The 26,445-nt window shown below is 51.2% G+C and carries 25 protein-coding genes and 1 pseudogene; 11 read left to right on the plus strand and 15 right to left on the minus strand.

From position 1 onward, the window contains the following. The first annotated feature begins 1,148 nt into the window (after nucleotides 1-1,148). The 3 genes from AC3Y64_RS14360 (at nucleotide 1,149) to AC3Y64_RS14370 (ending at nucleotide 3,910) form a co-directional block, all read left to right on the plus strand. Nucleotides 1,149-2,009, plus strand: a complete 861-nt coding sequence (locus tag AC3Y64_RS14360) for an alpha/beta fold hydrolase (protein WP_489984171.1) — start codon at nucleotides 1,149-1,151, stop codon at nucleotides 2,007-2,009. Between the two features lie 215 nt (nucleotides 2,010-2,224). After that, a complete protein-coding gene (locus AC3Y64_RS14365) occupies nucleotides 2,225-2,968 on the plus strand; it encodes an SDR family oxidoreductase (protein WP_489984172.1) in 744 nt (247 codons plus the stop codon). A 372-nt stretch (nucleotides 2,969-3,340) separates the two neighbouring features. Next, nucleotides 3,341-3,910 (plus strand): DUF7673 family protein, encoded by a 570-nt coding sequence (locus AC3Y64_RS14370; RefSeq protein WP_489984173.1) that lies wholly within the window; start codon nucleotides 3,341-3,343, stop codon nucleotides 3,908-3,910. Nucleotides 3,911-3,966: 56 nt separating this feature from the next. On the opposite strand, the gene AC3Y64_RS14375 is transcribed toward AC3Y64_RS14370, so the two are convergent. Beyond that, complete coding sequence (locus AC3Y64_RS14375; RefSeq protein WP_400645302.1) at nucleotides 3,967-4,437, minus strand: outer membrane lipoprotein; 471 nt, start codon at nucleotides 4,435-4,437, stop codon at nucleotides 3,967-3,969. Nucleotides 4,438-4,915: 478 nt separating this feature from the next. On the opposite strand from AC3Y64_RS14375, the gene AC3Y64_RS14380 reads away from it, so the two are divergent. The 3 genes from AC3Y64_RS14380 to AC3Y64_RS14390 all read left to right on the plus strand — a co-directional run bounded on the left by AC3Y64_RS14380 (nucleotide 4,916) and on the right by AC3Y64_RS14390 (nucleotide 9,686). After that, nucleotides 4,916-5,977: a zinc-binding metallopeptidase family protein gene (locus AC3Y64_RS14380; RefSeq protein WP_489984174.1), complete on the plus strand. Its 1,062-nt coding sequence runs from the start codon at nucleotides 4,916-4,918 to the stop codon at nucleotides 5,975-5,977. A 1,885-nt stretch (nucleotides 5,978-7,862) separates the two neighbouring features. Continuing rightward, a complete protein-coding gene (locus AC3Y64_RS14385; protein ID WP_400645603.1) occupies nucleotides 7,863-8,609 on the plus strand; it encodes an alpha/beta fold hydrolase in 747 nt (248 codons plus the stop codon). Nucleotides 8,610-8,864: 255 nt separating this feature from the next. Beyond that, nucleotides 8,865-9,686, plus strand: a complete 822-nt coding sequence (locus AC3Y64_RS14390; RefSeq protein WP_489984175.1) for an alpha/beta fold hydrolase — start codon at nucleotides 8,865-8,867, stop codon at nucleotides 9,684-9,686. A gap of 86 nt (nucleotides 9,687-9,772) precedes the next feature. Here the strand turns inward: AC3Y64_RS14390 and AC3Y64_RS14395 are convergent, their stop codons facing one another. Together AC3Y64_RS14395 and AC3Y64_RS14400 are read right to left on the minus strand one after the other, a co-directional pair. Beyond that, entirely contained in the window at nucleotides 9,773-10,642 is an 870-nt protein-coding gene (locus AC3Y64_RS14395) for an oxidoreductase (RefSeq protein ID WP_489984176.1), read from the minus strand. Nucleotides 10,643-10,938: 296 nt separating this feature from the next. Further along, nucleotides 10,939-11,340 (minus strand): annotated as a pseudogene (locus AC3Y64_RS14400) (class I SAM-dependent methyltransferase); the annotation flags it as partial. Here AC3Y64_RS14400 and AC3Y64_RS14405 point away from each other — a divergent pair. Further along, nucleotides 11,332-11,715, plus strand: coding sequence for a hypothetical protein (locus tag AC3Y64_RS14405; RefSeq protein ID WP_489984177.1), 384 nt, complete (start codon nucleotides 11,332-11,334; stop codon nucleotides 11,713-11,715). The pseudogene AC3Y64_RS14400 and the gene AC3Y64_RS14405 sit on opposite strands and share 9 nt — an antisense overlap. Nucleotides 11,716-11,785: 70 nt before the next feature. On the opposite strand, the gene AC3Y64_RS14410 is transcribed toward AC3Y64_RS14405, so the two are convergent. From AC3Y64_RS14410 to AC3Y64_RS14435, 6 genes are all read right to left on the minus strand, one after another. Further along, nucleotides 11,786-12,955: a PAS domain-containing sensor histidine kinase gene (locus AC3Y64_RS14410; protein ID WP_400645317.1), complete on the minus strand. Its 1,170-nt coding sequence runs from the start codon at nucleotides 12,953-12,955 to the stop codon at nucleotides 11,786-11,788. After that, nucleotides 12,945-13,763 carry an alpha/beta fold hydrolase gene (locus AC3Y64_RS14415; RefSeq protein WP_489984178.1) on the minus strand — a complete coding sequence of 273 codons (819 nt, stop codon included), beginning with the start codon at nucleotides 13,761-13,763 and terminating at the stop codon, nucleotides 12,945-12,947. The genes AC3Y64_RS14410 and AC3Y64_RS14415 overlap by 11 nt, the downstream gene beginning before the upstream one ends. A 542-nt stretch (nucleotides 13,764-14,305) precedes the next feature. Further along, the gene (locus AC3Y64_RS14420; RefSeq protein WP_489984179.1) at nucleotides 14,306-14,545 is read right to left on the minus strand and encodes a hypothetical protein; all 240 of its coding nucleotides are present in this window, start codon (nucleotides 14,543-14,545) and stop codon (nucleotides 14,306-14,308) included. Between the two features lie 181 nt (nucleotides 14,546-14,726). Next, nucleotides 14,727-16,319: an arylsulfatase gene (locus tag AC3Y64_RS14425; RefSeq protein WP_489984180.1), complete on the minus strand. Its 1,593-nt coding sequence runs from the start codon at nucleotides 16,317-16,319 to the stop codon at nucleotides 14,727-14,729. Nucleotides 16,320-16,726: 407 nt separating this feature from the next. After that, a complete protein-coding gene (locus AC3Y64_RS14430) occupies nucleotides 16,727-17,596 on the minus strand; it encodes a hypothetical protein (RefSeq protein ID WP_489984181.1) in 870 nt (289 codons plus the stop codon). A gap of 384 nt (nucleotides 17,597-17,980) precedes the next feature. Beyond that, nucleotides 17,981-18,553 (minus strand): restriction endonuclease, encoded by a 573-nt coding sequence (locus AC3Y64_RS14435; protein WP_489984182.1) that lies wholly within the window; start codon nucleotides 18,551-18,553, stop codon nucleotides 17,981-17,983. A gap of 736 nt (nucleotides 18,554-19,289) precedes the next feature. Here AC3Y64_RS14435 and AC3Y64_RS14440 point away from each other — a divergent pair. After that, a complete protein-coding gene (locus tag AC3Y64_RS14440) occupies nucleotides 19,290-19,502 on the plus strand; it encodes a hypothetical protein (RefSeq protein WP_159812317.1) in 213 nt (70 codons plus the stop codon). Between the two features lie 466 nt (nucleotides 19,503-19,968). Here the strand turns inward: AC3Y64_RS14440 and AC3Y64_RS14445 are convergent, their stop codons facing one another. The 4 genes from AC3Y64_RS14445 to AC3Y64_RS14460 form a co-directional block, all read right to left on the minus strand. Further along, a complete protein-coding gene (locus AC3Y64_RS14445; RefSeq protein ID WP_489984183.1) occupies nucleotides 19,969-20,271 on the minus strand; it encodes a hypothetical protein in 303 nt (100 codons plus the stop codon). A gap of 129 nt (nucleotides 20,272-20,400) precedes the next feature. Further along, nucleotides 20,401-20,865 carry a hypothetical protein gene (locus AC3Y64_RS14450; protein WP_489984184.1) on the minus strand — a complete coding sequence of 155 codons (465 nt, stop codon included), beginning with the start codon at nucleotides 20,863-20,865 and terminating at the stop codon, nucleotides 20,401-20,403. A 567-nt stretch (nucleotides 20,866-21,432) separates the two neighbouring features. Next, nucleotides 21,433-21,810 (minus strand): VOC family protein, encoded by a 378-nt coding sequence (locus AC3Y64_RS14455; protein ID WP_489984185.1) that lies wholly within the window; start codon nucleotides 21,808-21,810, stop codon nucleotides 21,433-21,435. 245 nt (nucleotides 21,811-22,055) lie between these two features. Next, nucleotides 22,056-22,808 (minus strand): SDR family NAD(P)-dependent oxidoreductase, encoded by a 753-nt coding sequence (locus AC3Y64_RS14460; RefSeq protein ID WP_489984186.1) that lies wholly within the window; start codon nucleotides 22,806-22,808, stop codon nucleotides 22,056-22,058. Between the two features lie 109 nt (nucleotides 22,809-22,917). On the opposite strand from AC3Y64_RS14460, the gene AC3Y64_RS14465 reads away from it, so the two are divergent. The 3 genes from AC3Y64_RS14465 (at nucleotide 22,918) to AC3Y64_RS14475 (ending at nucleotide 24,388) form a co-directional block, all read left to right on the plus strand. After that, nucleotides 22,918-23,835 carry a LysR family transcriptional regulator gene (locus AC3Y64_RS14465; protein ID WP_489987967.1) on the plus strand — a complete coding sequence of 306 codons (918 nt, stop codon included), beginning with the start codon at nucleotides 22,918-22,920 and terminating at the stop codon, nucleotides 23,833-23,835. 139 nt (nucleotides 23,836-23,974) lie between these two features. Beyond that, nucleotides 23,975-24,145, plus strand: a complete 171-nt coding sequence (locus AC3Y64_RS14470) for a hypothetical protein (RefSeq protein WP_489984187.1) — start codon at nucleotides 23,975-23,977, stop codon at nucleotides 24,143-24,145. After that, entirely contained in the window at nucleotides 24,146-24,388 is a 243-nt protein-coding gene (locus tag AC3Y64_RS14475; protein ID WP_489984188.1) for a nuclear transport factor 2 family protein, read from the plus strand. A gap of 267 nt (nucleotides 24,389-24,655) precedes the next feature. Here AC3Y64_RS14475 and AC3Y64_RS14480 read toward each other — a convergent pair whose 3' ends face one another. Continuing rightward, a complete protein-coding gene (locus tag AC3Y64_RS14480) occupies nucleotides 24,656-25,096 on the minus strand; it encodes a hypothetical protein (protein WP_489984189.1) in 441 nt (146 codons plus the stop codon). 910 nt (nucleotides 25,097-26,006) lie between these two features. Further along, nucleotides 26,007-26,393: a cupin domain-containing protein gene (locus tag AC3Y64_RS14485; protein ID WP_400645352.1), complete on the minus strand. Its 387-nt coding sequence runs from the start codon at nucleotides 26,391-26,393 to the stop codon at nucleotides 26,007-26,009. Between the last annotated feature and the right edge of the window lie 52 nt (nucleotides 26,394-26,445).

Below are 26,445 nucleotides of genomic sequence, written 5' to 3' on the forward strand. Positions count from 1 at the left end.
CTTAGAACATGCTGGGCTTCAGTGAAAAACTCTCTAACACCGCATCGTTTATTTCCTCCTGAGGGGATGCAGTAGCGCCCCTTTCGGGCCCGTGCGTACGCTTGATGAAGAGCAGGGGGAAGACGACTTGATTGTAGGCGGCGGTTTTGGGATGTTAATTGACGGCTTTTGAGCTGGCGGTTTCACTGCTGTGACTGCACAGTATTTCGCTTCACCGCAAATTTTCTGAGCCGAGAGCCATCTTGGTGGAGCTCCGTCTGCGCGGATGCGAGCCCAATTTTCTTTTGTTTCGAGAACCTGCCCCTTGTCACCCCGCCGGCCGCTATAAACGACTCGCCACCAGACCCATCCCTCACGTTCAGTGCTCCGGCATTAACGAATTGTTCAGGTGGTAACGCTATGGGGACTGCAGCGGAGAATTTAGTAATAGACGAATGCTGCGGGTTAGAGTTGTTTTATTGGGCGTAGCGATTCCGCGTGATTGGGCGGGTGATAGTTCCTTTTCCCCATGAGCCGATAAAGTCCGAGGAGCACCAAGAGGGAGAAGAACCAGGCGTGCTTTGGTTGCGCATATTCATCGCCGTCGTTGTCCGCCGATCAAGCCCTGGCTGATGATAGTCTGTAGATATGCAGAGGTTAGCCCGTGGGCTCACCGCCGAAATTTGGAATAAACGCACGATGCGGTTCGTTCTCCACCTTAGAAACCAGTCCGTTAGGGGCTTGGAAATCTACTGATGCCGCGAACTTTCACGATCCGTTGTCTGTCGACCGTGAGCGATTGTGCGGTGTCATATCCCTGCACATCTCCTGAGCATTCACCGTCTGCACCTGGGGGACGTTATGAACTGTCTAATTTGTGTTGGCATCGCAGAGCGCATTCTTTGCGCAGGGCCATGGGAGGAGAGAGTTTGTCCGGAATGCGGCCATTATCGTGTATGCGATGAGCTACTGCTGACGTTGATAGACAAAGGTCAAATTTTCGACGTGAGTAAAACAAGGCAATGGCTGCTGGCGAAGAGTGAAGACGGCGAAGTTCCAATGGTTAATATCACCGAAGCGCTTCTCATGTCTTGACTACCGATAACGTCCGTTCAAAGACCACGCGCTTCTCAAAGCAATGCTTCATGCAAACCTACGTGGATTAAACAATGTTCGATGACTTTCTGCTCGAAACTGTGAGGCTTCCAGACGCTACATTGCGTGTCAGACACGGTGGCCAAGGAACACCCGTGCTTTTGCTTCATGGCCATCCTCGAACTCATGCAACCTGGAATCTCGTCGCCCCATTGTTAGCTCGGCATCACACGGTCATCTGTCCTGACCTCCGAGGTTTTGGTAAGTCCTCCATACCTGCAGATACTCCTGACCACGCCGGATCATCAAAACGCGCTAAGGCAAACGACTGCGTCGCTTTGATGCGCTATTTAGGGCACGAGCGCTTCGCCGTTATCGGACATGACAGGGGTAGCTACACCGCCTTTCGTCTCGCGATGGATCATCCAGATAACGTAACTCAACTAGGTATATTGGATGCGGTGCCAATCGTTGAAGCTCTCGATAGATGCGATTCAACGTTCGCCAACCGATGGTGGCATTGGTTCTTCTTCGGCCAGCCCGAAAAGCCTGAACGAGCAATCCTCGCCGATCCCGATGCTTGGTACGGCGGATCCCCAGCGCTGATGGGTGAAGAAGCCTACTTGGATTATCGGACGGCCATCCATGATCCGGCAACAGTCCACGGTATGGTTGAAGATTATCGTGCTGGATTGGGCATAGATCGTAGGCACGATGAAGAAGATCGCAGGGCAGGGCGGCGGGTATCGTGTCCCACCTTGATTTTATGGTCACTGCGCGATGATCTAGAACTGTTATATGGAGACGTATTATCTGTTTGGGAACCATGGACAACGAAATTATGGGGGCGAGGGTTGGACTGTGGTCATCATATGCCCGAAGAGGCCCCGTTAGAATTGGCGAACGAGATTCTCGCTTTCCTGAGTGAGTGCTGAGATAAAAAACCAGCGTGGAACTCTCTGGCGCCGTGTCTTGCCTGAATGTAGCGGTTTAGGTGGAAAGCGAGAAAGTACACGTTTTTAAGAGATGGGACTTCGTTCCGCAAACCGCTTAGCAGTAACGCTTTCATCTATGGCTCAAATCGCACTTTAATGGTCATGCCAGCAGGGTAGGCCTTCAATATGAATTGTCCTGAGGGAGAAATATCGTTATGCCAACGATCAATGCACTCATCACCGGCGCTAACAAGGGTATTGGACTAGAGATTGCGCGACAGCTGGGCAAGCGAGGCTATACGGTGTGGTTAGGCAGCCGTGACGAAGGGCGTGGCGAAGAGGCTGCAAATGGACTTCGTCAGGAGGGAATTGACGCTCGCTGTTTACTGCTCGACGTCGTTGACGCCCAGAGCATTAAGTCAGCTGTTGACCGTCTCGAAAATGAAATCGATGCGCTCGACGCATTGGTCAACAACGCTGGAATAAATTTCGGTCGCCCACCGGTTCCCAGTTTAGAGTCGGTGGACGAAATACGGGGGATCTTTGACGTTAACGTTTTTGGCGCAGTCAGAGTCACCCAAGCGTTTCTACCCTTGCTGCGCAGATCATGGGCAGCGCGAATTGTGATGATGAGCAGCGGCCTTGGCTCAATTGCTTCAACGCTGGATTTAACGAGTGAGAACTGGGGAATCGGCTCCGCAGGGTATTGTGCATCGAAGACGGCTCTTAACATGTTTACCGTTAAGCTAGCGAAGGAATTAGCGGAGGAGGGAATTAAGGTGAACGCCGCCGACCCGGGTTTAACAGCGACCGACCTTAACGGCCACATGGGTAACCGCAAACCGGAAGATGCAGCTCCGATCGCAGTTCGCTTGGCCACACTTGACAGGTTTGGGCCCACGGGTGGGTTCTTTCTCAACGATAACGCGGACACGTGCCCCCCGAAACATCGTTGGTAGGTAAAATGAAGACGCGTTTTATCAACGGTTCAGACGTGGTGCCGCCCTTCAGAAAGCTCGTGTCCCAACAGTCCACGACAGTACGGGCAACCACAGTACATTCATCAATACATACGTGCCGGCGTGAAGTCCGGCAATCGGATGTGCTCTCGCAGGGAAGCATGCACGCCAGTCACCACCGTCAGGAGATTTGTCGTTTTTTTTGCGATGGACTCAACGGAGCCCCTTAACGCACTAGGATCTGTGGCCACGAATCAGCCTATATCTTCGAATTCCTCCTTGTCCTGACGCCTTTTCCACTAGACTTAGAACGTTCTCTGCGGCCCTTAAAAACCACATTGGCGCCTCAATTTTTTAAAAGGAAAAACGCCCGTGTCCTCGCCATGCCTAAACGATCTCCCCGAACCCTATTTCACAAAATCGCTCGCGCATTTGAATGCGATCCAGAACGCTCCGTCGCGCCATGCCTTATTCGAAGCGCTGGATATCGGATTGAATTATCTTCGAGAGTTGAGCGCTCGACACGTTTTGACCCTAGAGGAAACGGTAGAGCTTGGCCGACTATGGGGAGATGCGGCAGACAAACGCTTGCGGGCTTTACCTGAGCAGGGCGCGCCTGCTTCGATCCATTTTTTTACGAAAAATCCCCCCCTTGAGACAACACTCGATCCGGTCACGCAAAATGCTCTTCTGCATTTACTATCATTAGCTGAACGAGATACGGGTCAGTCGCGCAAAGCCGCCAATTTCTTATTAGCGTGGTGGAATGCTGTTGAAAATGGTGGATTTGATCTTAGGGATCTTTATGGTTTGAACCAAGAGTCTGCATCTGCTTGCGCCGTTTTATTTGGTTGGGTAGCAAAACACGATGACACCCCTAAAAAACTTGGTTATGGCACTCGGTTTGAAGCTCTGGCCTTAAAATGGCGCTCGCGAGAATAGCACTGCAAGCGACTGCGACTGTGCTGACTTTTAGCGATTGACGGGTAGCTTGGATCTCAATGAGTCACTCGACTTGTACCATTTACGGTCAAAACTTTTACTCTCTCTCCCGTCCGAAATACCTCATTCTCTTGAACCTGTTGAACGTAGGCCCGCATGCTTCCGTCATCTTCTCGGACGGTAATCTCAACGCCTTGGGTGCGCATCAAACCTTCTTCAGTCGCGGAGCCAATGAGTCCTCCAGCAACTGCGCCTATGACCGCTGCAACGATGCTACCCCTCCCGCCGCCAATTGCACTACCTCCTACTCCTCCAACAACAGCACCTGCACCCGCTCCAATGGGTGTTTTTGTACCCTCAATTTTGACCGGTCTCAATGAGTAAATAGTCCCCATCCTAACCGTTTGCGCTGCTCGCGCGTCATCTCTTGAGTACGAGTCACCGCCTAAATTCTGAGCACAGCCTCCGACGCCTAATAAGCTGGTTAACAGAATTGCCGCCGAAGATAAAGCTACAGATGTTTTCATCATGGATACTCCTACGTAATACGTTTGACACTAATTCCATCTAGCTGTCCCGCAGATCTTTAGTCTGATTGGCACTTTAAAACCCAAAAGTCATACTGTGCAGTCATGACGAAAAAATGGCCCCTTTCTGTGTCGACGAGGAGAAAATTACCTCGTTGACATATTGGCTTTTATTGCCTATCTGCAATCAGCACTGCCATGCCAAGCTGCTCGACCAATGTTGGGTAGAATGTTGCTCTGGCGAGTTAATATTGTTGAATCTTTAAGGGAGGATGCAGATATGTGTTTTTCTCTCTGACTGATCAACGAAAAATATGGTAGCGGAAACCTCTAACGGCATATTCGAACGTGAGAAATTTCACGGCTTGGCCTAGTTTTAAAAGGCACCTGTAGCTATGGATGCCGACTCTTAGATTTGCATGGAACACACTGGGCACAAAGTGAGTCTACTTGTTCGTAGCCGTTATGGAGAACCAAGATGCCAGAAGAGACGCTCAAATTATTAGAGAAATTGCTACTTGCTCGCGGCCCGGGTGGCCAGGAAGACGAGGTACGTGAAATTTGCTTCAACGAGCTGAGCAAATATTGTGACGATGTTTCGATAGACGATGCAGGGAATGTGAGAGGGTTAATCAAGTCACATGCGGAATCGAAGCGTGAACGACCCATTCGCGTCATGGCCCACCTCGATGAAATAGCCATGATTGTCAAAAAAGTTAGAAGCGATGGATCTCTTGAAGTGGTGGCGCTGGGTGGGGCGAAACCTATCAGCTTTGGCGTGTGCCCCGTAGAAATCATGGGATATGCCAAGTGCCTACCTGGCGTCCTTTCATATGGATCCATGCATAACAGCGGCACTTCTTCCCAAGGTCAAGACGTACTGAAAGGCGCAGTTACGTGGGAGGACGTTTATGTCGTAACTCGGTGCACCTTGGCTGAGCTGACTGACGCAGGAGTACGACCGGGTACGCGGGTAGTTCTTAGCAAACACTGGCGTCGGCCCTACACATTGAAAGATGCAGTGGCAGCACACTTTCTCGACGACCGTGCCCCCTTAACTGCCGTGATAATGACTGCGCAGCGGCTAAACAGCAGACGGGCAGAGCTTAAGCAAGACGTATGGATAGTCTGCACAACGCTGGAGGAGGAGTCGAACGCCGGGGCGTTGTATGCAGCCTCTCGGTTACCTGGGGATACCACAATCGCCGTCGAAGTTGGCCCTGTGTTAGCCGAGTATGGAACCATTCTGTCTGCAGATCCAATTGTGAACACGGGTGATGAAAAAGGTTATTACACCCGTTCTGTTGTCGACGAGCTCATCAAAGCCGCTGAGTGTGCGGGATACACCCCACAAGTTGCGTTGTTAGTGGACTTCGCGTCCGACGCCAGCGCGGTGATGAGCGCGGGTATCGCCGCTCGCGCAGGTTGCCTAGCAATTCCAACTGAAAATACGCATGGTTTTGAGATTGTGCTTCTAGAAGGCATTGATGCCTGTGCAGCGACGCTTACTGAGTACCTAACCAAAACCCTGGACGAATGATGCACGCGTCACTGTGCCTAGCTATCTTTCTTTATATTGCCTCGCGTCGGAATGAAGGAGTCGTCCATTGGTTATCGCATGCCTAGGTTGGGGGTCGTTGATTTGGAAACCTGGTCGCCTGCCTCTGTCGACCGGTTGGTTCGAGGATGGCCCTCTCGTTCCGATTGAGTTTTCAAGGGTGAGTGATGGCGGCGAATTGGCTACCGCCATCTGTATAAATGCCCCAGTCTGTAGAGTGTTTTGGGCCGTAGTGAATGTTCAATCACTCGAGGAGGCCTGTGATGCACTGCGCGGCCGGGAGCAGATACCGAAAGATCGCCAGGATGGTGTCGGGGTATATATTTGCGCTGGAGCGGGGAGGGGGATCATCGCTGAATGGGCTTCGGCTCATCAGGTAGATGCCGTGATTTGGACTGCGCTTCCCCCCAGGTTCGAGAATGTTGAGGGACTCATCCCCACCGTTAATGATGCGATCTCATATCTTTCGAACCTCACCGGAGACACGCTGGATCATGCCCGAAATTATATTACTCAGGTGCCACAACAGATCGATACGCCCTATCGGCGTGAAATAACGCAAAGACTAGGGTGGCACGATTAACCATTTGAATCCGGTTTTGTATGAGTAAGCCCATGAAGGAACCTCGGGTTGATGAACAAATGCCCGTATGTTTGATATCGACCAATTGTTGTTGGTATTTTTAAGGGTAAGTAATGGTCAGTCTCTTGTTTTGACAAGTGCGTTTAAGAGACGCTGTAAATTTTCTCCGATTGTTCGGTCAGTCATTGCGGGAAATCTCCTGAGAGTCATGCTACTACTTTTGATGACTGACGTCGCCTCCGGCGTTGGCTGTTGAACAACGCCCCGTCGATAAAGGATTCGTAATAACATTAAACGTCGATTTGCGCACAGTCTACGTATGGACTCGGCGAACTAACTGAATTGACCTGTCCAAGTATCTTCGGAGGATGTCGTTGTTCGCCGATGACGATCGATCCGGTTTCTTTGGTTCAGCGATCGCGTTTATTGTGGGTAACCTACCCGAAAGGTAAGTCATACTTGTCCCCAAGGTTAAGAATATACAAACCTGTTCCTAAGCAGCGATCAAGATTTAGTGGCATTTCCGCCACTCCTAAGCATAAAAAAGTGATCTGTCGAGAGTTTGTCCAGTTAGTTTGGCAGGATTCTCTGCTGCGCTCTGAAGCGCGCTACTCTTGTTCAATTGCCCCCATTCTTTAAAGCTGATTGGAGCGCCGTTTATGCTTAATGGATCAGTTGCTAGAACGCGATACGATCGCGGGTTGGAAACATTCAACGATCGGCTAAAAATTTCGTTATGCTATTCCGGAATCAGCTTAGAGCAGTTTGTTATTAAGCTGGCACCTTACTGCAACTGCACTGAAGTAGAAATCAGCGAATGGTTAAGGGGAGTCAAATGTCCTCTTTCGGTGCAAATTCCGCGAATAGCAATGATATTGAATGTCAAGATAGTCTGGCTACAAACCGGTCTTGGTGACATGCGATGCTCTGTCACTCCCTAACCAATATTCCTAGTGAAATACAGGCTGTCATCGTCGTCAATGAGCGATTGCTAGAGAAGCGGTCAGCCTGAGCGTAATAGCACATCCGTACAATTCGTAACTACCTCAAAGCGCTAATCTAAAATGGTAGGAGGCTTGCCGGTTGGCGAGGCTGTTACGGGTTCTTTGGGGAACGAGGAAGTTTTCTATAACAGGAGTTGGGAAAGCCGTTTTTTCTTTAGTTTAAAATCAGTTTCTCGAAAAAGTAATATTTCGGGTCTGAAGCAGGCAGTGCAAGACAACCTACTTATATTTTGTTGCAGGAGCGCGTATGAAAATTAATGAGCTGCTAACCCGTTTGGCAATGACTTTTGTCGTATTGGCATCCCCTTCAGCGTTTGCCGAACCAGCTAAACCCACCATTGTTCTGGTGCACGGCGCTTTCGCAGGATCAAGCAGCTGGAACGGGGTCATAAAAATTCTTGAGAAAGATGGATACACTGTTGTCGCCGCCGCAAATCCGCTGCGTAGCGTCAAGAGCGACGCTCAGTCCATTCAGAACCTCGTTAAAAGCATCAAGAGTCCAGTCGTGCTCGTCGGTCATTCCTACGGCGGCCCGGTGATAAGTGAAGCGGCTTACGGCCAGGCGAATGTGAAAGCTTTGGTGTATGTCGCTGCGTTTGCACCTGAAAACGGTGAGAGCGCCGTAGCACTAACGGGTAAATTTCCGGGAGCCACCCTTGGCCCTACTCTCGACACCCCTATTGCACTGGAAGGCGGCGGCAAAGATCTTTATATCCAGCAGGATAAATTTCCTAGTCAATTCGCAGCTGACGTACCCGTGGCCGATGCTCGCCTGATGGCGGCCACCCAGCGCCCCGTTACTGAAGAGGCGCTAAACGAAGCGGCAACAGATGCAGCATGGAAAACAATTCCGTCGTGGTGGATCTTCGGTGATAAGGACAAGAATATTCCTCCACAAGCGATGGCATTCATGGCTGACCGTGCTAAGTCCAGACAGACCGTTGTAGTGAAGGGCGCATCTCATGTGGTGATGGTTTCGAACCCTCGGCCAGTGGCGCAAATAATCGAGGCGGCTGCAAAGTCTTAATGGGATAGCCGAACCATCTAACAAGAACAAATGAAGTATTAATTAGCGCTCACGTGTTTAGTCATCATCTTTCGCGTAATGGCGAGAGTGGGAGGTACCGTGCCAAACCAAATCCGTACTCAATCCAGTTCACGTAGACAAATACTTAAAGTTGGCGCTACGGCGCTAGTCGCCAGTTCGATTACCGCCATTGGGATAGGTAGCGATGTTGCCCAGGCGGGAGCTACGGCCCCGATTCAAAAAGGACAGAACGCGATGACCAGCTTCACTACAAGTGACGGCACCGAAATCTTCTACAAAGATTGGGGCACGGGTCAGCCGATCGTATTCCACCACGGCTGGCCTCTCAGTGCAGACGATTGGGATGCACAAATGCTGTTTTTCGTTTCCAAGGGATATCGAGTGATCGCGCATGATCGGCGCGGGCATGGTCGCTCCACGCAGACCTCGACCGGCAATGACATGGACACCTATGCTGCTGATGTAGCTGCCTTGGTCGCTCATCTGAAGCTAAAGAACGCCGTGCACATCGGCCATTCCACCGGCGGCGGCGAAGTAGCTCGTTATGTCGCCCGCCACGGTGCTGGCCATGTCGCCAAAGCTGTGTTGATCGGCGCGGTTCCTCCTGTAATGGTGAAGTCAGCCAACAATCCTGGCGGACTTCCGATCGACGTTTTCGACGGTTTCCGCTCTGCACTAGCTGCCAATCGTGCGCAGTTTTATAGAGAAGTACCCATTCCGTTCTACGGTTACAATCGCGAGGGCGCCTCTGTTTCTGAGGGCGTTAAGGAAAATTGGTGGCGCCAAGGCATGATGGGCGGTGCTAAAGCACACTATGACTGCATCAAGGCTTTCTCGGAAACCGATTTCACCGAAGACCTTAAAAAGATCACAGTTCCTGTGCTGATCCTACACGGCGACGATGACCAAATCGTTCCGATTGCTGACTCAGCGGAGCTGTCCATCAAATTAGTAAAAAACGGTACGCTTAAAATCTACAAGGGCTATCCACACGGAATGTGCACCACCCATCCCGAGGTCATCAACCAAGACCTATTGGCGTTCATCAAAGTTTGATCTGCAATAAGCCTCCTCCTAAGTTGGAGGAGGCTGTGTAACTCCAACTGTTGCAGCCACCGCAAGCCAGCCAACCGCGATAACCGTCAGCTAATGTTGGTTGTCTCGGACAGCGCACGCCAATCTTTTATCTCTCCTAGAACACGGTTCATTTCCGAAGAAGCGATGCTGACAGCGTCGGCACCGACAACAAAACACAATGGCGGTTGTGGATGTTGGGCCACGTTAATTAATGCACTTGCGAGCTTTTCTGGATCGCCAGGCTGTTGCTGGTTATAGTTGTCGAACTGACTTCGTAGGGTGGTAGAGGTGCTGGAGTAATCCTCTAGTACGGAGTCACCGTATCGCACTGAATTTGCTGCCAAGAAATCAGTACGAAAGTAGCCTGGTAAAACGCTAGTGACTTTGATACCAAACTGCGCGACCTCATCTGCTAAAGAAGCTGAGAAACCTGCAACCGCAAATTTGCTTGAACAGTAAACGGTTGCGCCAGCGAATCCGGCCATGCCTCCTATCGACGAAACGTTAAAAATGTGACCGCAACGTTGGGTTCGCATCAGGGGCAGCACCGCACGCGTCACGTGCATCAAGCCAAACACGTTCGTTTCAAACTGCTCTTTAATTGCGACCTCGCTGACTTCTTCGAACTGTCCTAACTGTCCATACCCCGCATTATTAATTAGAACATCAATACGCCCGTATCTTGCAACCGTGGCCTCGACTGCAGATTGAGCCTGGCCCGGTACTGTTACATCTAATGACAGAGCGAGTAGACGCTCAGCTTTTTCATTTGGAAATGCCGCTTGAATCGCGCCCGCGTTGCGGCTCGTTGCCACAACACGATAGCCCGCGTTGAGGGCCACTCGGACAATCGCAGCGCCGAGCCCGCGACTTGCCCCAGTGACAAACCAAACGGGAGCTTCAGATATCGGCCGGTTCAAATCAGATAGAGTCATTAAGGATACTCATGGTGGTTGTGCAACCAATCTAAAAGAACGGCAGGAGCATGCGTTAGCCTAATACTGGCTAATTCTTGCCCAATGCTAGGGACATATCCACGCTGTGAATGGCTGGGAAACTATCACTGATTCATTTGGCCGGTATGACGATCTGCGAAACAAGACTTTCTACCCTGCAGAGTCGATATAGAACAGCAGGCTCAATGGGCGTTCTCATTCTTCGTCCAGCAACACGAATTCGGATACTGCCTGCCTCCCTATTTTAGTCGTGCTCGTCTGTTGAGACGGCGAACTCAATCCTGACGGCGACATACATAAGCGAAAGTCTGATAAGGAAACTCGATAGTCTCGTGTCCGCGTAGCGCCGGGTGGGTCTGAATCAAATTCATCAGTTGCTCCGCCACCCTGTCTTTCTCCTCAGCAGGAAGCGCCGCGATGAAGCTGACTGACAGAAATCGATCAAGGATCACAGACTTTGCGCTGCCTGTATGGGGGTAATTGAAGCAGGTCAATTCGGGCTCCAAGAAACGGCCGTTGTTGAACGGACGGCGCCATTTGCCGGTATGAAAGCGTGGGGTATCGCCTTCGTAAGGCGTGATGATCTCAGTGATGGCGGCCACCCAGTCGACTGACTCGTCGCGCACGTTCCAGACCAGCCCGAGCCGGCCTCCCGGTGTAAGTACGCGGTGAATCTGGTGCACCACGGTGCGCTGGGTTCTTACGCAACGGTGTATTTGCGAAATTCAGTCGAGCAGGCCGACGTGATAGCGTTTTTGACTGGCATCACAGGCATCGAGTGCGTGCTAACTCGTGCGCAAGCCGCTGACCGCTTCGAATTGCCGGAAGACCGTATTGGTGATTTGATCGTTCTCGCGGAGCGGCTGACGGTGTTAGGGACTGCGGCCGAGGAACACGACTTATCCGGACTTGCGGTGCCTTTGCGCTCACAGGGCGGCGTGTCCGAGCAAAAAGTACCATTGATTTTCAACCGCAAGTTGTCCGGTTTCAGCAATCCCGATCGCCTTCGTAACTTCGACATCATCGATATTGCGCTTAACCATTTGACTTGATTCCATGATGTCGCTGCGCTTGCCTTGTTTCACGCAAAGACTTGTAAGCGCAGCGAAGGCGTGGGCATAGCTATATCACTGGAAAAATCGCGGTAAACGACGTTCCACAATCTGCAGTGGAACTCACCGAAATCGTTCCCCCGTGCGCCGTAACGATTTCACGAACTATGAATAGACCGAGTCCTACACTGCGCAGCTCGCTATCTTTTTCTGAGCCGCGCTTCATGGGTTCAAACAGCTCTGCGACAGCCGATTCCGGAATCACTGGGCCGAAATTGTGAACCACTATGCTCGCGTGGTCGCTTTCCACTTGGGAGGTCACAGTAATAGGTTGCAGCAGGTCGCCGTAGGCAACACTGTTTGCCACCAGGTTTCCAATGATCTGTTGGATTCGATCTGGATCAAGTCTCACATCGCCGTTCCCCAATGTTTGATGAACGATTTCCGCATCGGGGAATGCTAGTCGAAGTTCTCCAACACCCTGAGCAACTATGGAGTGCAGCTCTAGAGTAGATAGGGAAACCGCTATGCCGCGACCCACTCTTGCCAGCGCGAAATCCAACAAATCTGCGATCATTCGATGGGCACGATCCGCAGAACTGCTGATGTGGTTGAGCATGACCTGTTCTTTGCCGCCAGGCATTTTCCGATTGAGAATTTCTGTGGCCATCTTGATGGCCGTTAACGGATTTTTGAGGTCGTGGCTGACGATGGCAACCATCTGCTCAGCAAATAATGCCCGTCGCTTGGATTTTTCGTAGGCGGTGTTGAGCTTCTCCTGAACCTGCGCGAGGGCAGCGTCGGCAGCCGTCTTTTTGGCCAAGAGTTCTTCTGCCAGCTGTCGTGCTTTCAATAACTCCAGTTCGTACCTGTCTCTGTCAGCGGTGCAGAACAACGCCAACTCATAGTAAACCCCTGACTCATGCTGCCGACGTACGCCGTTGAGGAGCATTGAAATGAGCGATTTATCCCGGTGAATCAAATCGAGTTTGACCTCTGCCACTGAGCCCTGCATCCGCATCAGAGGTGCCCAGTGTGTCTGATGGAAAATTCGTCCGCCCATCGTGAGCAAGTTTTGGAATCGCTGGCCTTCCAGCTCACCTGGCCCACAACCGATCCAAGTGCAGAAGGTTTGATTGACGCGAACTATGCTTCCGTTTTCGAGCGTGACGATCAGGCCGCAAGGGGCATGGTCAAATAGCGAGTCTGGGTCGGGGAGGCCTGCTGTTTTACCTGCCATCGCTAGCTTCTGTCCAAGGCAGCAGGAACCTGTCCATAGCTTCCGAGCAAGCGCTCGGTGCACTCATGTGCGGGCAATGGCCAATATTGTCCACAAGGCAGAGTGTGCTGTTGGGCATTATTTGATGCAGGTATTCGCCGACAGCGAGGGGGGCAATGATGTCGTCCGTGGACTGTAAAATCAGCGTCGGAGTTGTCAATCCGCTTACGTCCTCCCGGTTGTCGGACATAAACGTCACGCGGGCAAAGTGCTTGGCTATTTCAGGATCAGTACGACAAAAGCTGTTGGTGAGCTTCTCGCTTAGATCGGGTTGGCCGGGTGCGCCCATAATCACGGGTGCCATTGTGCTTGACCATCCGAGATAATTGCTATCGAGGGTATGGAGTAAGGACTCAATGTCATCGAGCGTGAACCCTCCTGCGTAATCTCCGGTATCGATATAGCAAGGCGAAGGCCCGATCATCACATGAGCAGCGATACGGTTTTGGTGAGCGCGATCTGTCAAAGCACCGATCATGGCGCTGACGGAGTGACCGATGATAATGACTGGGCCAACAGCGAATTCATCGATTACCTCAGTTAGATCCTGCGCATAACCCTGCAGCGTTCCGTATTTGTTCCGTTCGTAAGCTTCCAAGTCGGACTGCCCAGCACCGACCAGGTCGTAGAGAACTACCCTGAATCGACTGGTGAAATGCTCAACCAGGTAGCACCACATGGTTTGATCACAACCAAAGCCGTGGGAAAAGATCAGCGTGGCCAAGCCGTCGCCTACTACATTTACGTTATTGCGGTGCAGGACAGACATGCTAGGTGCTCAGAATGATTCAGATGGAAACTCACGTGCAGCTCGCAGTGTAGACAGCCGCATCCTCTACGTCATCGTCGGGATGCAATAATGCTGATATCTGGTTCCTGCTCAATAGCTGCGGCAGCGCATAATGCTGTCCACTCTTCGGGATCGAGTAGAAAAATGGAAATGCGCCCCCCTTTCAGGCTAACGATGACAGTGGCCCTTTCGGACTATCGTCTGGCCCAGGGCGAGATCGTTACCTGCATGGAAATGGAACTGCATACGGTGAGATTTGGCGGCAAAAGCCGTTGAGACTGGATCGTGCGTTAGACGTGTGGATGCAGCTACCTAGAAAGTATTAGGGACTGAGAAATCGCTAGTTTTGGGTGGATTCCCTTACCTACATGACGCTCATAGAGCGTTTGCTGGCAGAGGCGGACGGTATAACCCTCGTTCAGGATGGAAGCCCACAATGCTGAGTCATTGATATAGGATGATCAGACACTGACCTGCTCGCGAAACACGCTCAGGTAGTTTGTTTTTCCAAGGCCGTGGGTTCATCCCTCAAGCGGGATCAGCTGCATAATGGTCATCGGCTCCGGGTGAGTTCGTAGCAGAGTCAAGCCATCTAGGGTGCCGGCTGCTTTACCGTTGTAAAAAAAGACCCCCTCCCGAATCTCACCGCACTGCTCCTGCTTAGGCCCCTCGAAATAGACGCCCTTTTGCACAAAACCTATGTGATCACCATCAAAGTGAAGTTCATAAGTGGTGGATGGATCGAACTGCTCTTCAACCATTGTGGTGACTCCATTTACAGCTGACACCGATCCGGAGTGGAGTGGTGAGGTCTTTTTTAACATTCGATGAGGATATGAATGCCTCCCGTCGAGCTGGTAGAGAAAAGGCCTTCCCTTTTGGTTAAACAAACCTAGAGGGAAGGCTTTGTTACCTGAGGCTGGCCTCAAGCCCAAACGATACTCAATTTACAGGGTTCGATTGAGCCTTCATTTTTTCTTCAATTTTTAAATCTACAGCTGCGCGGACTTGATCCACACTAAAGCTTGCTGGCTTCTGACTAGGAGGGTAATCGATGAAGGTTTGCAGGAACGCCGCCGACTTCATCACTGCAATTTCGGTCAGGTAAACGTTTTTGGTCGCCCAATCGTAATACTGGTCGGAAACAATATCGGCGCGCTCATACGGATCCATGCGCAGGTTGAACACTTTCGGTACGCGCAGGCATACGAACGGCTCGCTCCAGACTTTGAAACCACCCGGTGCGCGTTGTTCGCAGAACACGGCTTTCCAATTGCCGAAACGCATAGACACCAGCACGCCATCGTCGTTGAAGTAGTAGAACTCCTTGCGCTCACCTTTAGGGCTCTGGCCGGTCAGGTACGGCAGTTGGTTGTAGCCATCCAGATGCACTTTGAAATTGGCGCCACCGGAAGTCGGCGCCCAGCCTTTGAGCAGCTTGTTGGTGACATCGGTATCACCCGCAGCGGCGAGCAGTGTCGGGAACCAGTCCAGACCCGAGAACAGCTCGTTGGACACCTCTCCCGGTTTGATTTTGCCCGGCCAGCGAACCATTGCTGGCACACGGTAAGCGCCTTCCCAGTTGGAGTTCTTTTCGTTACGGAACGGTGTGGTTGCCGCATCGGGCCACGACCACTGGTTCGGGCCGTTATCGGTTGTGTAAACGACTATGGTGTTATCGGTTATTTTCAGGTCATCAAGGGTTTTCAACAGTTTGCCGACGTCACCGTCGTGCTCGATCATTCCGTCAGCGTAATCGTTGCCCGGCATGCCGCTTTGGCCCTGCATTGAGTCACGAATGTGCGTAAAAGCGTGCATGCGTGTGGTGTTCATCCAGACGAAAAACGGTTTGTCCGCTTTCGCCTGTTTCTCGATGAAGGCCTGAGCGGCTGCAGTAGTTTCGTCGTCGATGGTTTCCATGCGTTTTTTAGTCAACGCACCGGTGTCTTCGATCTTGCCATCAGCAAAGCTATGAATAACGCCGCGAGGGGAGGTGGCTTTAACGAATTCCGGGTCGTCTTTCGGCCAGTACGGACGCTCAGGTTCTTCTTCAGCGTTGAGGTGATACAAGTTGCCGAAGAATTCGTCGAAGCCGTGGTTGGTCGGAAGGTATTCATCTTTGTCGCCCAAGTGGTTTTTACCGAACTGACCGGTGGCATAACCTTGCGACTTGAGCGCCTGAGCAATGGTGATATCACGCTTTTGCAAGCCGACCGGTGCACCCGGGATCCCGACTTTAGACAGGCCGGTACGCAGCGGCGTCTGACCAGTAATGAACGAGGATCGCCCGGCGGTGCAGCTGTTCTCCGCGTAATAATCGGTGAACATCATGCCTTCTTTGGCAATCCGGTCGATGTTTGGCGTTTTGTAACCGACAACACCCATGGAATAGGCGCTGATGTTGGTCTGGCCGATGTCATCACCGAAGATCACCAGGATGTTGGGTTTTTCAGCTGCTGTGGCAGTTGCCGACAGCGCCATCACCGAGGTCGCCACTAGGGCGAGCTTGGGTAGCCACGTGCGTATGCGATTCATTGAGTACTCCTTTCGCTAGATTTCGCCGCTGTTTGCGACCAACTCAGTTCCGATCCCGCCTATTTATTTCCGTTACGTCTGCTCGGCCATCCTCGCAAACGCCTAGCCACTTGGACGACATGTCAACGATAGTCCAGTCGCGGGTTTTTGCTTCATCTTCCGACGACGAAGTCAATTTGGTCGCGAAGAATGTGATGTTGTGCAGCTGATGAGGCAAAAATACTGCTCGATGTTTTTCGTGCATGAATTACCGTTTTCGTTGCGTAACGCAACATTTTGAAGCAGGGGGCTGTGGAACCACTTTTTATAAGAAACAAATGTGTATTCGTGTCGGCGAATCAACTTTCCTATTAAAGAAGAAAGCTGTTAATACGAATCTAACCGGTTATTTCCTCGGCGCAGATACGTCAGCGATCACGAATTACTTTGCTGAAAGATGGTTTTTGCTGAGTGCTATTCGTGCTGCTCAATTCGTCGGGCTCGGTTTTTCGAGGTGAAGATATGAATAAAGTGCTGTAGATCTCTTCGAATATCGCCTGCTCAAAAAACTTAGTGTCTCGTGACTCTCTTTGGAATAATGTGCTTTTGAGTTTCAGCGGCCAATATATCGCGACTACGCCACCATACGCATTTCGCGATGCTACTTTGTGCCGAAGTTTAATAGAAAATTCGCGATTTGGTTCTACTACAACATGAGCCATGCCACAGACCTTTCTTGCGAGTCTGTCAGGGATTACAGAGTATTGATTGTTATTGCTCGCGCTCACGTAGATTACTGGAAGTTTGCAGTTTATATTTGATTTTATTATTTCCACAGCTGTCTGTTTTCCTGCGCAGGAATCTTCTAATATGACGGGAGAAACAGTTACGGTTAATTTGCCGTCAAAGCCTCCGCCGAATTTGCTAATGAGTTTAAACAGCAATGTTGGCTTTAAGATCTCCAGATGCTCGTTCCTGATGTCGGTCGCGGCGCTCGTAATCGAAACCCTGACCCAGAGAGATTTTGGCGTTGTTAGGATGTGTACATCAATTGCTGTGAACGTATGAATTGCATTGCTTCTATACTTGATGAAATTATTTTCTCTATTTTTAGATTGGAACACCTCAATACTCTCTAAATCCTCGGAATAAACAAAGCACCCCTGGCCCCTAAGAGATTCAAGGATTATTTCCGTAAGCTTTGTGAATGGCAGATCTATTAACCACTGAAGAGTTTCAAATAAAATCTCCTCCCGTGAAGCACATTGGTGAAGTGGGAAACAAAACTCCGAGCGCATAATTATCTCCTAGACTTTATAATTTCTCTATGAGCAAGGGGCATTTAGGTTCCGAGTTCAGCTAACGTGCCGTTGGAGCGTGCAGAGCTGGTTTAGACTCGAATTTCCGAATAAAGGAAAGCGTAGCATCTGCAACGATTCATAGATGAGACGTAGCGGCTGTTTGCTTTTGGGAAGGGTTCATGAGGATCTTAGAGAGCTATACAGGCGGAGCGCGCAGGTGTGGGAAATGGAAGGCGGCAAGCCCCGCGACTGACTACAGGGCTCGCTTATGACTGCCGTCCGCCATGAGGAGGTACGTCACAAATCCTGAATAGAGATCTTCTTTTCAATAGCGAGCTAGTATCGATCCATTTGAATCTCAGTCATATCCATTGACCGACCCTATACCTGCGCTCCACCAGGGAGGCGGAACATGTCATTGAATTCCGAATCTGCACGACCCAAAGACTTCATCGAAATGTTACCCGCTACGTTTTCACCTACGTGCCAGAGCTCAAATTTCGGGAGGTTGAGCCACGCCGGCGGCTTCGCCTCTACTGGAAAAGCCGATTTGGTTTGATAGGTGGCGACACCTTCCATTATCGAGACCAGAGCGATACCGTGAGTTTGTGCATACTTTATCGCTCCGGATTGAAATCCTGATGTAGTAAAAAGCAGTCCTTTATGAGCGCCCAGAGACCTGATTTTGTCGTGCAGCACCTGAACCAGCTCACGTTCAACCGGGTGACGGTGTTTCTTGCACTCAATTAGCACCGTGAATTCGGCGCCTCCAAAGGCTTGAAATTTCGCTAGTACATCGATCTGGTAAGTGGAGTCGTAAGCCTCAAGCTTTACGTTGTGAATGACCTCGAGCGAGGTCAGCTCACCACTCTGTTTGAGAATCCATTCCCTGACCAAATACTCGAATTCAGTCGCTGTGATATCGAGATTGGGATTCGCCATCGGTGGAAACATTTGACGTCCTTAAACTGAGTGATTGTCCGCACATCTTGTAGCTGGTGGGTGGCTGTACAGCCCCAGCGGCTACCGTGAAATTATCGCGAGCGGAGCCAACCGTCCATTTTTTCCAGCCTACCGGCCTCAAGCAGCTTTGGCGTTCCTAAATCTGAAGGCTTGAGAATCTATTGTCTTTCACAGGGAAGGGAATTACTCGAGAATCTCTTCATTCGCTGCGACCCTGTGATGATCCACCTTCGATATCTTCGACCCTCCTTTGTCCAGCAGTGCAGAGCTAACTCGTCAGTGACGTCGATGATCTCCGATCACCAAAGTAGGCGGTGGTGTGAGGATAATGAATGCCCACCAAAGAGACTTTTGTCGTTGAGCCGCAAATGCTTGAAGACGCACGGGGGATGGAATGAGCACTCCTACGGCTCCGAGTCGCTGTGTTTGCGAGGATTGTCATAACTCAAATGCGTGTTGCCCCCAACGTCAGATGAAAGCTCATCTTGGACTACAGTTGAGGATTCCATCTAGATGAGCCATCTACCCGTTCCTGCAGGTGCGATAAAAGGGCGTCTTTCAAATCGAGCAGCGCCTCACACAGTCGCCGGTCTTCCCGAGCATCACCTGAATTTGGTTTGAAAGCTTGCGCGTGCCGAAGTAGAGCTTCGGCATCGTTTGTGTTGAGGTCAAAAGTGATCATGTGGATCCTGGAGTTTGGAGGAGGGGAGCCTTAACAGGCGAAACCATGGCTAAGCCTATCGAGGTCTGCTTTTACGACTTCATATCCCTCTTGACTGTGAGCCATTTGCAACCGAGAACAATCACTGGCTTCTACTGCCGGTTGATTCAGCCAATGATCGGCTTTGGGTTTGTTGCCAAAAATTTGCTCAGCCTGGCGCTGAATCAGCTCAACATAATTCATTATCTGACCCGCTTGAGACCCATTGACGAAGGGTGACGGTATTTTGATTTCGAGCTTTTCTCTCGGGTAGCAGAAGAGTACCGGCGGTTGGTGCACGTGTTAATGAGGCTACCTAAGGTAACGTTGTGAGGAGAACGGTGCATCGATCTTTGCGAACTGGAGCTGTGAAACGCGGTTGCTAACGTTTATTCCCGGCGCGGGCCATTCTCACGCTCTGACGAGCCTTGCTGCCCTTGGGTCTAGGTAACCACCCAATGAAACCATCAGAAAAAAAATAGCAGAGCGCGAAGGGCTGCAATCGATAATTCGCTAAATCAGCTACGGCAGAGTATCCGGATTTTGCAGCTAGCGACTCTGTGGCCTTCGATAATTTTATCGTAGAAAAGACAAGGAAGGGCATTAGCCTCGTCCAGGCGCTTGAGGCATTGGTCGCGCTCAAGCACAGTCACCGATCATGAGCCTCCGAATTGGCTTTATGGGCATGTATCTGATACGCATCCAATCAATCTGTGCTGCTCATCCATTCTTCAACTTGGAAGTCCCAACTTGGAGTACAAAAATCAAGTGTTGGCCAATAATTCTGGAATTTTCTATAATCCAGCTTCAACGCCTCTGCCCGTGATTTTTTGTCGATCACGGCCCAAGCGCAACACATTCTCTCTTTCCAGTCTTCCGCAGCGAGCAAGGCATCTCCTATATCAAGTTTGCCTCCGAGGCCGTACAGTCGAGAGTTGAAAAAATCAACTGCAACGTGAGCATAGTTAGGTTGATGGAGGGCAACCGCATCGGCAAAGTTATAGAGCAAGCCGATCCCTTAGAAAATCGAGCGCGTGATCGACTCTTTTTTTCTGTCGTGTGCTGTGTTTCTAACACACGTCCAGCATTAGTTTGTAATAGACGGACATCGATGGAGAAGGTTGGCATGATCAGATCCTCATTCTATTAGCATTTCGGTGCATACTTTCCTACGATTCCGCAGTGGGGATTTCCGCACAAAATCGTGAAACATCATGTTGAACGAGTCAAAGCCAGGCCAATAATTTTTATTTTCCTCGTCGTCATAGACATATCCGAGCGCAAGTGCTTGTTCTTGATAGCTCAAAATCGGCCAAGTAAGGTTGAAACGCTCCCGCCAAGTTTCAGCTCGCACAAGAGCACAGGCAGTCTCCCAGTCCAATGACGCCAGATTACCCAACGCATCGGTAACATTGGTTTCACGGGTAATTTCTTCCCAATCATCAACGAGCGCTTGCATTTTGTCAAACACATACAAGATCCAGCCGATAGTTTGAAATTTGCACTCGCGCACTGACTGCGGAACATCACCCAAGTCATTAAAAATCACAAAAGCAGTTTTGGTATTTTCTGAATGCTCAACGTGAATAGAATAAGACTCCACTGCATAACTCCTTTTTATTGTTGTATGAACAAGCTAGCATGAGAGTTTTTTACCTTGCAAGAGAGTTTTTGCTTGACAAAAATCAAGTGATATATATACAGGCATCCTATTAAGCAATGAGGACTTAACAAGGCCCTGCTCAAATGATGCAGAAGAGTTAACCCTGGAAAACCTGATTTTATCGATGAGTGATAAGACCGACCTATGACCTAGCTTATCGCTTGGTAACAGTCATGAATTCACTGCGCCGAGTTTACCTGGCTCGATTTAGATGACTTGTCTCAAAGCCAAGGGGAGGAAAAGTACTGCAAATTTCAGCAGAAAAAGACGGTTTCTGTATGCCCAAATACGTCGCAACAGGCTAGGAGCAGTCACTCCACAATGACTGGAAAATGTCTACTGCTTACATGCTGGTCTTTTTGAATATCCTGCGAGCATAACCAGCCCGTTGGCGGCCTTGTCCGCCAGCAGGCATGACGTCAGCTCGGGAAGCTATTGCGATAAGCCCAATGTTTGGCTTGGTGGTCGGGCGGGTAATCAGGCACGGCCCTCGTGTAGACGGCAGGATCAGCCACTGACGCTCTGTGGCGGCGACACCAGCTCAATCCGCGTGACCCACGGCGCTTGAAAATAGAACCAGCGAACGCCGTCCGGCTTGGTAATGGGCTCGTTGAGAAGGGTCACATTCAAGCGCGTGAGGGTAGCCAGGCTGCCGTCCATATCAGCGGTACGCAAGGCCAAATGGCTGGCACCTGCGTCGTCACCGTGGGGTTGGGTTTGATTGATCTCAGTGCCTTGGTATTGAAATAACTCCAGCTTCGCGCCGCCGTCCATTTGCAGCATCACAAAACGTTGCAGCTCGCTGGAGCCATGCCAGCGGAATTGGCTTTTCCACTGATCCGGAATCTTGACAGGGCTGATATCCGAGATCACCCGTGCGCCCATCAGGGCGGAGAAAAAGCGCGGGCGGCTTCGATATCCGGCACATTGATGCCAACATGATCTATGGCCGAAACTTGAAGCTGTGCGGCTGTGTCTAGAGCGGTGTGGCTTTGCGAGGATATGGTCGCTGCCTGAGTAGCGTTAGTCAGGATCACGCTGATGGCCTGCAGTGGCCAGTGCAATAGGTTCATAACCTGTCCCTCTCGAAAAGGGTTGGCGGGCGCTCGTGACAGTCGCCCGCTGGGTGGTCAGATTTGCGCCTGGCCGCCGTCAACAAATAGCTCGATACCGTTGACGAAGCTTGCGTCATCCGAGGCGAGGAACAACGCGGCGCTGGCAATCTCGTCCGCTTCACCAACACGGCCCATGGGGATCAGCGACGCCAAGTAGTCAAGCAAGCCCTGCTGCTGAGCGGCATCGGGGCCGGCGAGTTCAACCAGGCCAGGAGTGCGGGTGGCTCCGGGGCTGATGGTGTTGATACGCACTTGGCGGTCTTTCAAATCCAGAATCCAGTTCCGGGCAAATGAGCGCACGGCAGCTTTGGAGGCGGCGTATACGCTAAAGGCTGCAGTGCCCGAGCTACCTGCAGTGGAACCGGTGAGAATCACCGAGGCTTTTTTGGCCAGCAGCGGCAGTGCCTTTTGCACAGTGAACAGCACGCCTTTGACGTTGCGATTGAAGGTGTCGTCGTATTGCTGCTCAGTGATGTCGCCCAGTGGCAGCATGGAGCCGCCACCCGCATTGACGAACAACACATCAATTCGGCCGTGAGCCGCACCAATCTGGTGGTACAGCGTGTCAAGCTGATCGAGGTTGGTGGAGTCCACCCTTACGCCGGTGGCGTTGCCGACAGTGGCGACGGCGGCGTCCAGTTCGGCTTGGCGGCGGCCCGTAATGTAAACGTGGGCGCCTTCCTGAGCGAAGCGTTTGGCAGTTGCCAAGCCGATGCCCGTCGTCCCGCCGGTCACCAGTGCAATTTTGCCTTCGAGTTTGTTAGCCATGGTCGTTCTCCCGTATTTCGATTTAGTGAGTTGCGGTGTGGGAGAAGTTTATCGACGGCGCACAAGTTTCAAAATAGAATTGTCTGAAACTTATCGTTGCAGAAATGAAATGAGCAGACTTCCAGATTTTGAAGGGTTGGCGATGTTTGCCAAGGTGGCCGAAGAAGGCTCTTTCGCCGGCGCGGCGCGTGTCATGAGCGTGTCGGTGCCAACGGTATCGCGGGCGGTCGCACGGCTGGAGGAGCGTCTCGGTGGGCGATTGTTCAACCGCACGTCGCGGCAACTGGCGCTCACCGAATTCGGCGCGAGCATGGCGGCCAAGGCCGGAGAAATTTATCGGCGCGCTGAAGAGGTGGAAAGCGAAGCTCAGGATTTGTCGGTTCAGCCGCGCGGCCAAGTACGCTTGGCGATCCCCATGTCGTTTGGTCTGCGCTGGGTGGCACCGCTGATGCCGCAATTAATCCGGCAGTATCCCGAGCTGTCGATTGACCTGCACCTTTCAGACGCCTCGGTAGACCTGATCGCTGAGGGCTTTGATGCGGCATTACGCATTGCCGTATTGCCAGACTCCTCGCTGGTTGCACGGCATCTATGCGCTGTCACCCAATACCTGGTCGCCTCACCAGCTTATCTAGAGACCCATGGCCATCCTGACCAACCCCGCGAACTGGCGGCCCGCACTTGCCTGAGTTATGCATACCGAGCCCGTAGCCAAGTGTGGCGGTTCACCCATAAAGACGGCACTGAAGAAGACGTGGTGCCCAGCGGCCCGCTAAGAGTGACCAACTCGGATGCGTTACTGCCGGTGTTGCTCGAAGGCCAGGCCATCGCCGAATTGCCCGAATTTATCGCCAGCGAATACTTGAAAGACGGGCGCTTGGTCGTGGTGCTACAAGAATGGAGTATGACCCGTGGCGGCTTGTATTTCGTCACCCCCTCGGCACGCACCCGGCCGGTTAAAATCAAAGCGTTGTCGGACTTCTTTGCCGAGCATTTAAGTCAGCCCGAATGGCGATGGCCGTCATGAGTTCTCACGAAAACAGGCTTTCAATTTTGAAACGATTACTTTCATTAGCGTCTATTTTTGAAAAGCAATAAATCTCTTAACGTGATCAGGTCAGCACCTACAGCGTGCCCATTCCTTATACGTTTCGGAGAAAATCGTCATGAAAAACGCCGTGGAATTACTTCAAAATTACCTGGATGCCATCCAGACGCCGCACTTGGCGGCAGCGCTTTTCGTGGAAGATGGAGTGCTGGAGTTGCCCTTCCTGGAGTCGCTGGGCATTCCCCATCGTGTGCAAGGTCTTGCGGCTCTCGAGGGATTTATCGGCTAATTGCTCGGTAAAGTGCCGGACTTCAAATTTCGCAACGTTCGCTTTCTAATCGACACACCCGAGCAGGCATTTGCGGAATACAGCGTAGAGGCCTTGGTGCCTGCTACCGGCCGCATCTATCGGCAGATGTACGCCGGCCGCCTGGTGGCCAGAGACGGCAAAATTCAGCTGCTGCGCGAATCCATGGATACCGTGGCCGCTGCCAAAGCGTTCGCGCCGGTTGGGCCGGAGCAACCCCATTAAATCGCGATGCTTTTAAGATTAAAAACTCGCGGCTAGAAAGTCTTCTGCAGGAGAGCTGTTTTACTTGCGAGGAGGGGATTTAGTCGCATGCTTTTGTCCTTATGTGTTGGGCATAGAATGTCCGCTTCTCGCCGAAAGCGGTCGGTGGTGAGTGGCAGCTATCGGCCATAAGCAGCCGTTCGTAAATGTCCGCTTTCGACTCTTAGCGGCTCTTGGTGAAGGGCAGAGGTCGCCTCGTTGCAGCTTTTCGCCCATGGCCAAAGGCGGCTATTTGTGGCGATCCGCACTGTTAGCATTAAGTAAAAGCCAACCAAGCACTGCGGTACCTATCAGCGGCCATCCCATGGAACAGATGCGAAATGAAAGTGATCCACCTGATGTATATATCAAGCCTACACTGGCCACAGTCCCGCAGATAAGCCCTGTCCATGCCAAGCCCGACCAGCTTGGCGACGCGTCTGACAGCAGAAAATGAGAATACAGCTTTACTCCCGTTATGACCCCAGCCCATCCCAAGGCCAAACCGACAGCCAATCTCAAGTGCATCATGAGGTCGCGCGTGGAAGTATCACTTTCTACAAAAATAAACGAATTAAGTTTCGCCAGCGCAAATAAGCTGAAAAAGGCGGTCGCCAACGTTGCGGGAAAGATAACGAAAATGCCTAATGCTTGAATGGACATTTTTCTGATTTGAGTTACGTCAGTCACGTGGAGTTTTCCTTGTTGCTCTCTCAATGATAAACGACGTTCGAAGGCGGATCCTGAGTCCGGTACAGCCGAGGTCATTAAACTGCTCTTGGACGAAGACGATTCGGCTGCTAAAGCATACCTTGTGCAATGTCCGCTTTTGGCCTTTTTCTGCCTGTCGCGACTGGCACCAGTAGGTCAGCATTGGCTTTTCTGAACTGTTCCGAAGCGAACGGTGGTTCACCACCAAGATGGAGCGTGTGGTGAAATCCTGAAATTAAGAGCCTCTAGGTTAACGAGTAGAGAGCTATCCTTAATTAAGATGACTCCTTCGTGGAATATAACGCTTACTTCCCATTCGACCTTGTCGGGGTGATAAACGCACAAGCTGTCACACTCGCCAATAAGATCTCTTTCATTAAGTGCAATGATTTTAATTAAGTCATCGGTGATTTGAAGTCGCTGAGTGCATCTGCCGACAATGTGGCTCGGGTAAGTTGTAACCGGCAAAGCATTGACTTTGGTTGGGGAGTCGGCGTGAAAGCCAATTATACTTTCGGCGCTCGATTCTGGGTAAAGCCAAATCACTATTTCAAGTCGCGCTTTACTCGACAGCTTCGAAAGCAATAGGATTTTCCTAGTAAAGCTGCTCTCTGTGATGTAAAGCATCGCATCTATTTTACCTGTCATTTTTTGGCGCGCCCCTTTTTCAACCCTTGTGTCGAGCGTAGACCGTAATCAAAAGCTAATTCTTGAGGAATAAAAATATTTCTGATTTGCGGGACACATATGTACGACTGGAATTACCCACGAGGGGCACGTCCGCTCCTGGCCGGTAGCTGTCGTTAGGAACGGCAGCTATCGGCAAAAAGCAGTCATCCGCGATCACCTGCGTTCGGCCAGCGTCGGCATCACGCACGAAGGCGCTGAACTATATCCAGACATCGTTTAAGGCAGTTCTTTCGCCATCTTCATGGCCCGTGTTCAAAATGCCTCGAGGCTCGATCATCATCAGTTTTGCTTCACCTTGTGCAGCAGTTCTATGTTCGACGCCGCGAGGCACCACGTAGAGTTCGCCCGGACTTACATGGACGCAGCCATCCGGCAGGTCGATGCGCAAGGTGCCTTCCAGTACAAGAAATGCCTCGTCGGTCTCGGGGTGTGAATGCCAGATGAACTCTCCTTCGATTCGCACAACTTTAAACTGGTAGTCATTCATTTCCGCAACAACCCTGGGGCTCCATTGTTGTTCGATTAGCGAAGCCTTATTCACCAGGTTTACCGGGAGTGATACTTGTGGGTGACGTGATTCAGACATGACGGTTCCTCTATCGTTGGAGTCGTCAGCCTATCGAGCCATGAGTCGGGCG

This window comes from Pseudomonas sp. 4CAES_32.4, from assembly GCF_058136335.1.

What these genes read in the sequence shown, in the direction of transcription:
- AC3Y64_RS14360 (WP_489984171.1), top strand. Translation starts at nt 1,149, where the DNA reads ATGTTCGATGACTTTCTGCTCGAAACTGTGAGGCTTCCAGACGCTACA.
- AC3Y64_RS14365 (WP_489984172.1), top strand. Translation starts at nt 2,225, where the DNA reads ATGCCAACGATCAATGCACTCATCACCGGCGCTAACAAGGGTATTGGA.
- AC3Y64_RS14375 (WP_400645302.1), bottom strand. Translation starts at nt 4,437, where the DNA reads ATGAAAACATCTGTAGCTTTATCTTCGGCGGCAATTCTGTTAACCAGC.
- AC3Y64_RS14380 (WP_489984174.1), top strand. Translation starts at nt 4,916, where the DNA reads ATGCCAGAAGAGACGCTCAAATTATTAGAGAAATTGCTACTTGCTCGC.
- AC3Y64_RS14385 (WP_400645603.1), top strand. Translation starts at nt 7,863, where the DNA reads ATGACTTTTGTCGTATTGGCATCCCCTTCAGCGTTTGCCGAACCAGCT.
- AC3Y64_RS14390 (WP_489984175.1), top strand. Translation starts at nt 8,865, where the DNA reads ATGACCAGCTTCACTACAAGTGACGGCACCGAAATCTTCTACAAAGAT.
- AC3Y64_RS14395 (WP_489984176.1), bottom strand. Translation starts at nt 10,642, where the DNA reads ATGACTCTATCTGATTTGAACCGGCCGATATCTGAAGCTCCCGTTTGG.
- AC3Y64_RS14410 (WP_400645317.1), bottom strand. Translation starts at nt 12,955, where the DNA reads ATGGCAGGTAAAACAGCAGGCCTCCCCGACCCAGACTCGCTATTTGAC.
- AC3Y64_RS14415 (WP_489984178.1), bottom strand. Translation starts at nt 13,763, where the DNA reads ATGTCTGTCCTGCACCGCAATAACGTAAATGTAGTAGGCGACGGCTTG.
- AC3Y64_RS14420 (WP_489984179.1), bottom strand. Translation starts at nt 14,545, where the DNA reads ATGGTTGAAGAGCAGTTCGATCCATCCACCACTTATGAACTTCACTTT.
- AC3Y64_RS14425 (WP_489984180.1), bottom strand. Translation starts at nt 16,319, where the DNA reads ATGAATCGCATACGCACGTGGCTACCCAAGCTCGCCCTAGTGGCGACC.
- AC3Y64_RS14430 (WP_489984181.1), bottom strand. Translation starts at nt 17,596, where the DNA reads ATGCGCTCGGAGTTTTGTTTCCCACTTCACCAATGTGCTTCACGGGAG.
- AC3Y64_RS14435 (WP_489984182.1), bottom strand. Translation starts at nt 18,553, where the DNA reads ATGTTTCCACCGATGGCGAATCCCAATCTCGATATCACAGCGACTGAA.
- AC3Y64_RS14440 (WP_159812317.1), top strand. Translation starts at nt 19,290, where the DNA reads ATGGCTAAGCCTATCGAGGTCTGCTTTTACGACTTCATATCCCTCTTG.
- AC3Y64_RS14455 (WP_489984185.1), bottom strand. Translation starts at nt 21,810, where the DNA reads ATGGGCGCACGGGTGATCTCGGATATCAGCCCTGTCAAGATTCCGGAT.
- AC3Y64_RS14460 (WP_489984186.1), bottom strand. Translation starts at nt 22,808, where the DNA reads ATGGCTAACAAACTCGAAGGCAAAATTGCACTGGTGACCGGCGGGACG.
- AC3Y64_RS14465 (WP_489987967.1), top strand. Translation starts at nt 22,918, where the DNA reads ATGAGCAGACTTCCAGATTTTGAAGGGTTGGCGATGTTTGCCAAGGTG.
- AC3Y64_RS14470 (WP_489984187.1), top strand. Translation starts at nt 23,975, where the DNA reads ATGAAAAACGCCGTGGAATTACTTCAAAATTACCTGGATGCCATCCAG.
- AC3Y64_RS14485 (WP_400645352.1), bottom strand. Translation starts at nt 26,393, where the DNA reads ATGTCTGAATCACGTCACCCACAAGTATCACTCCCGGTAAACCTGGTG.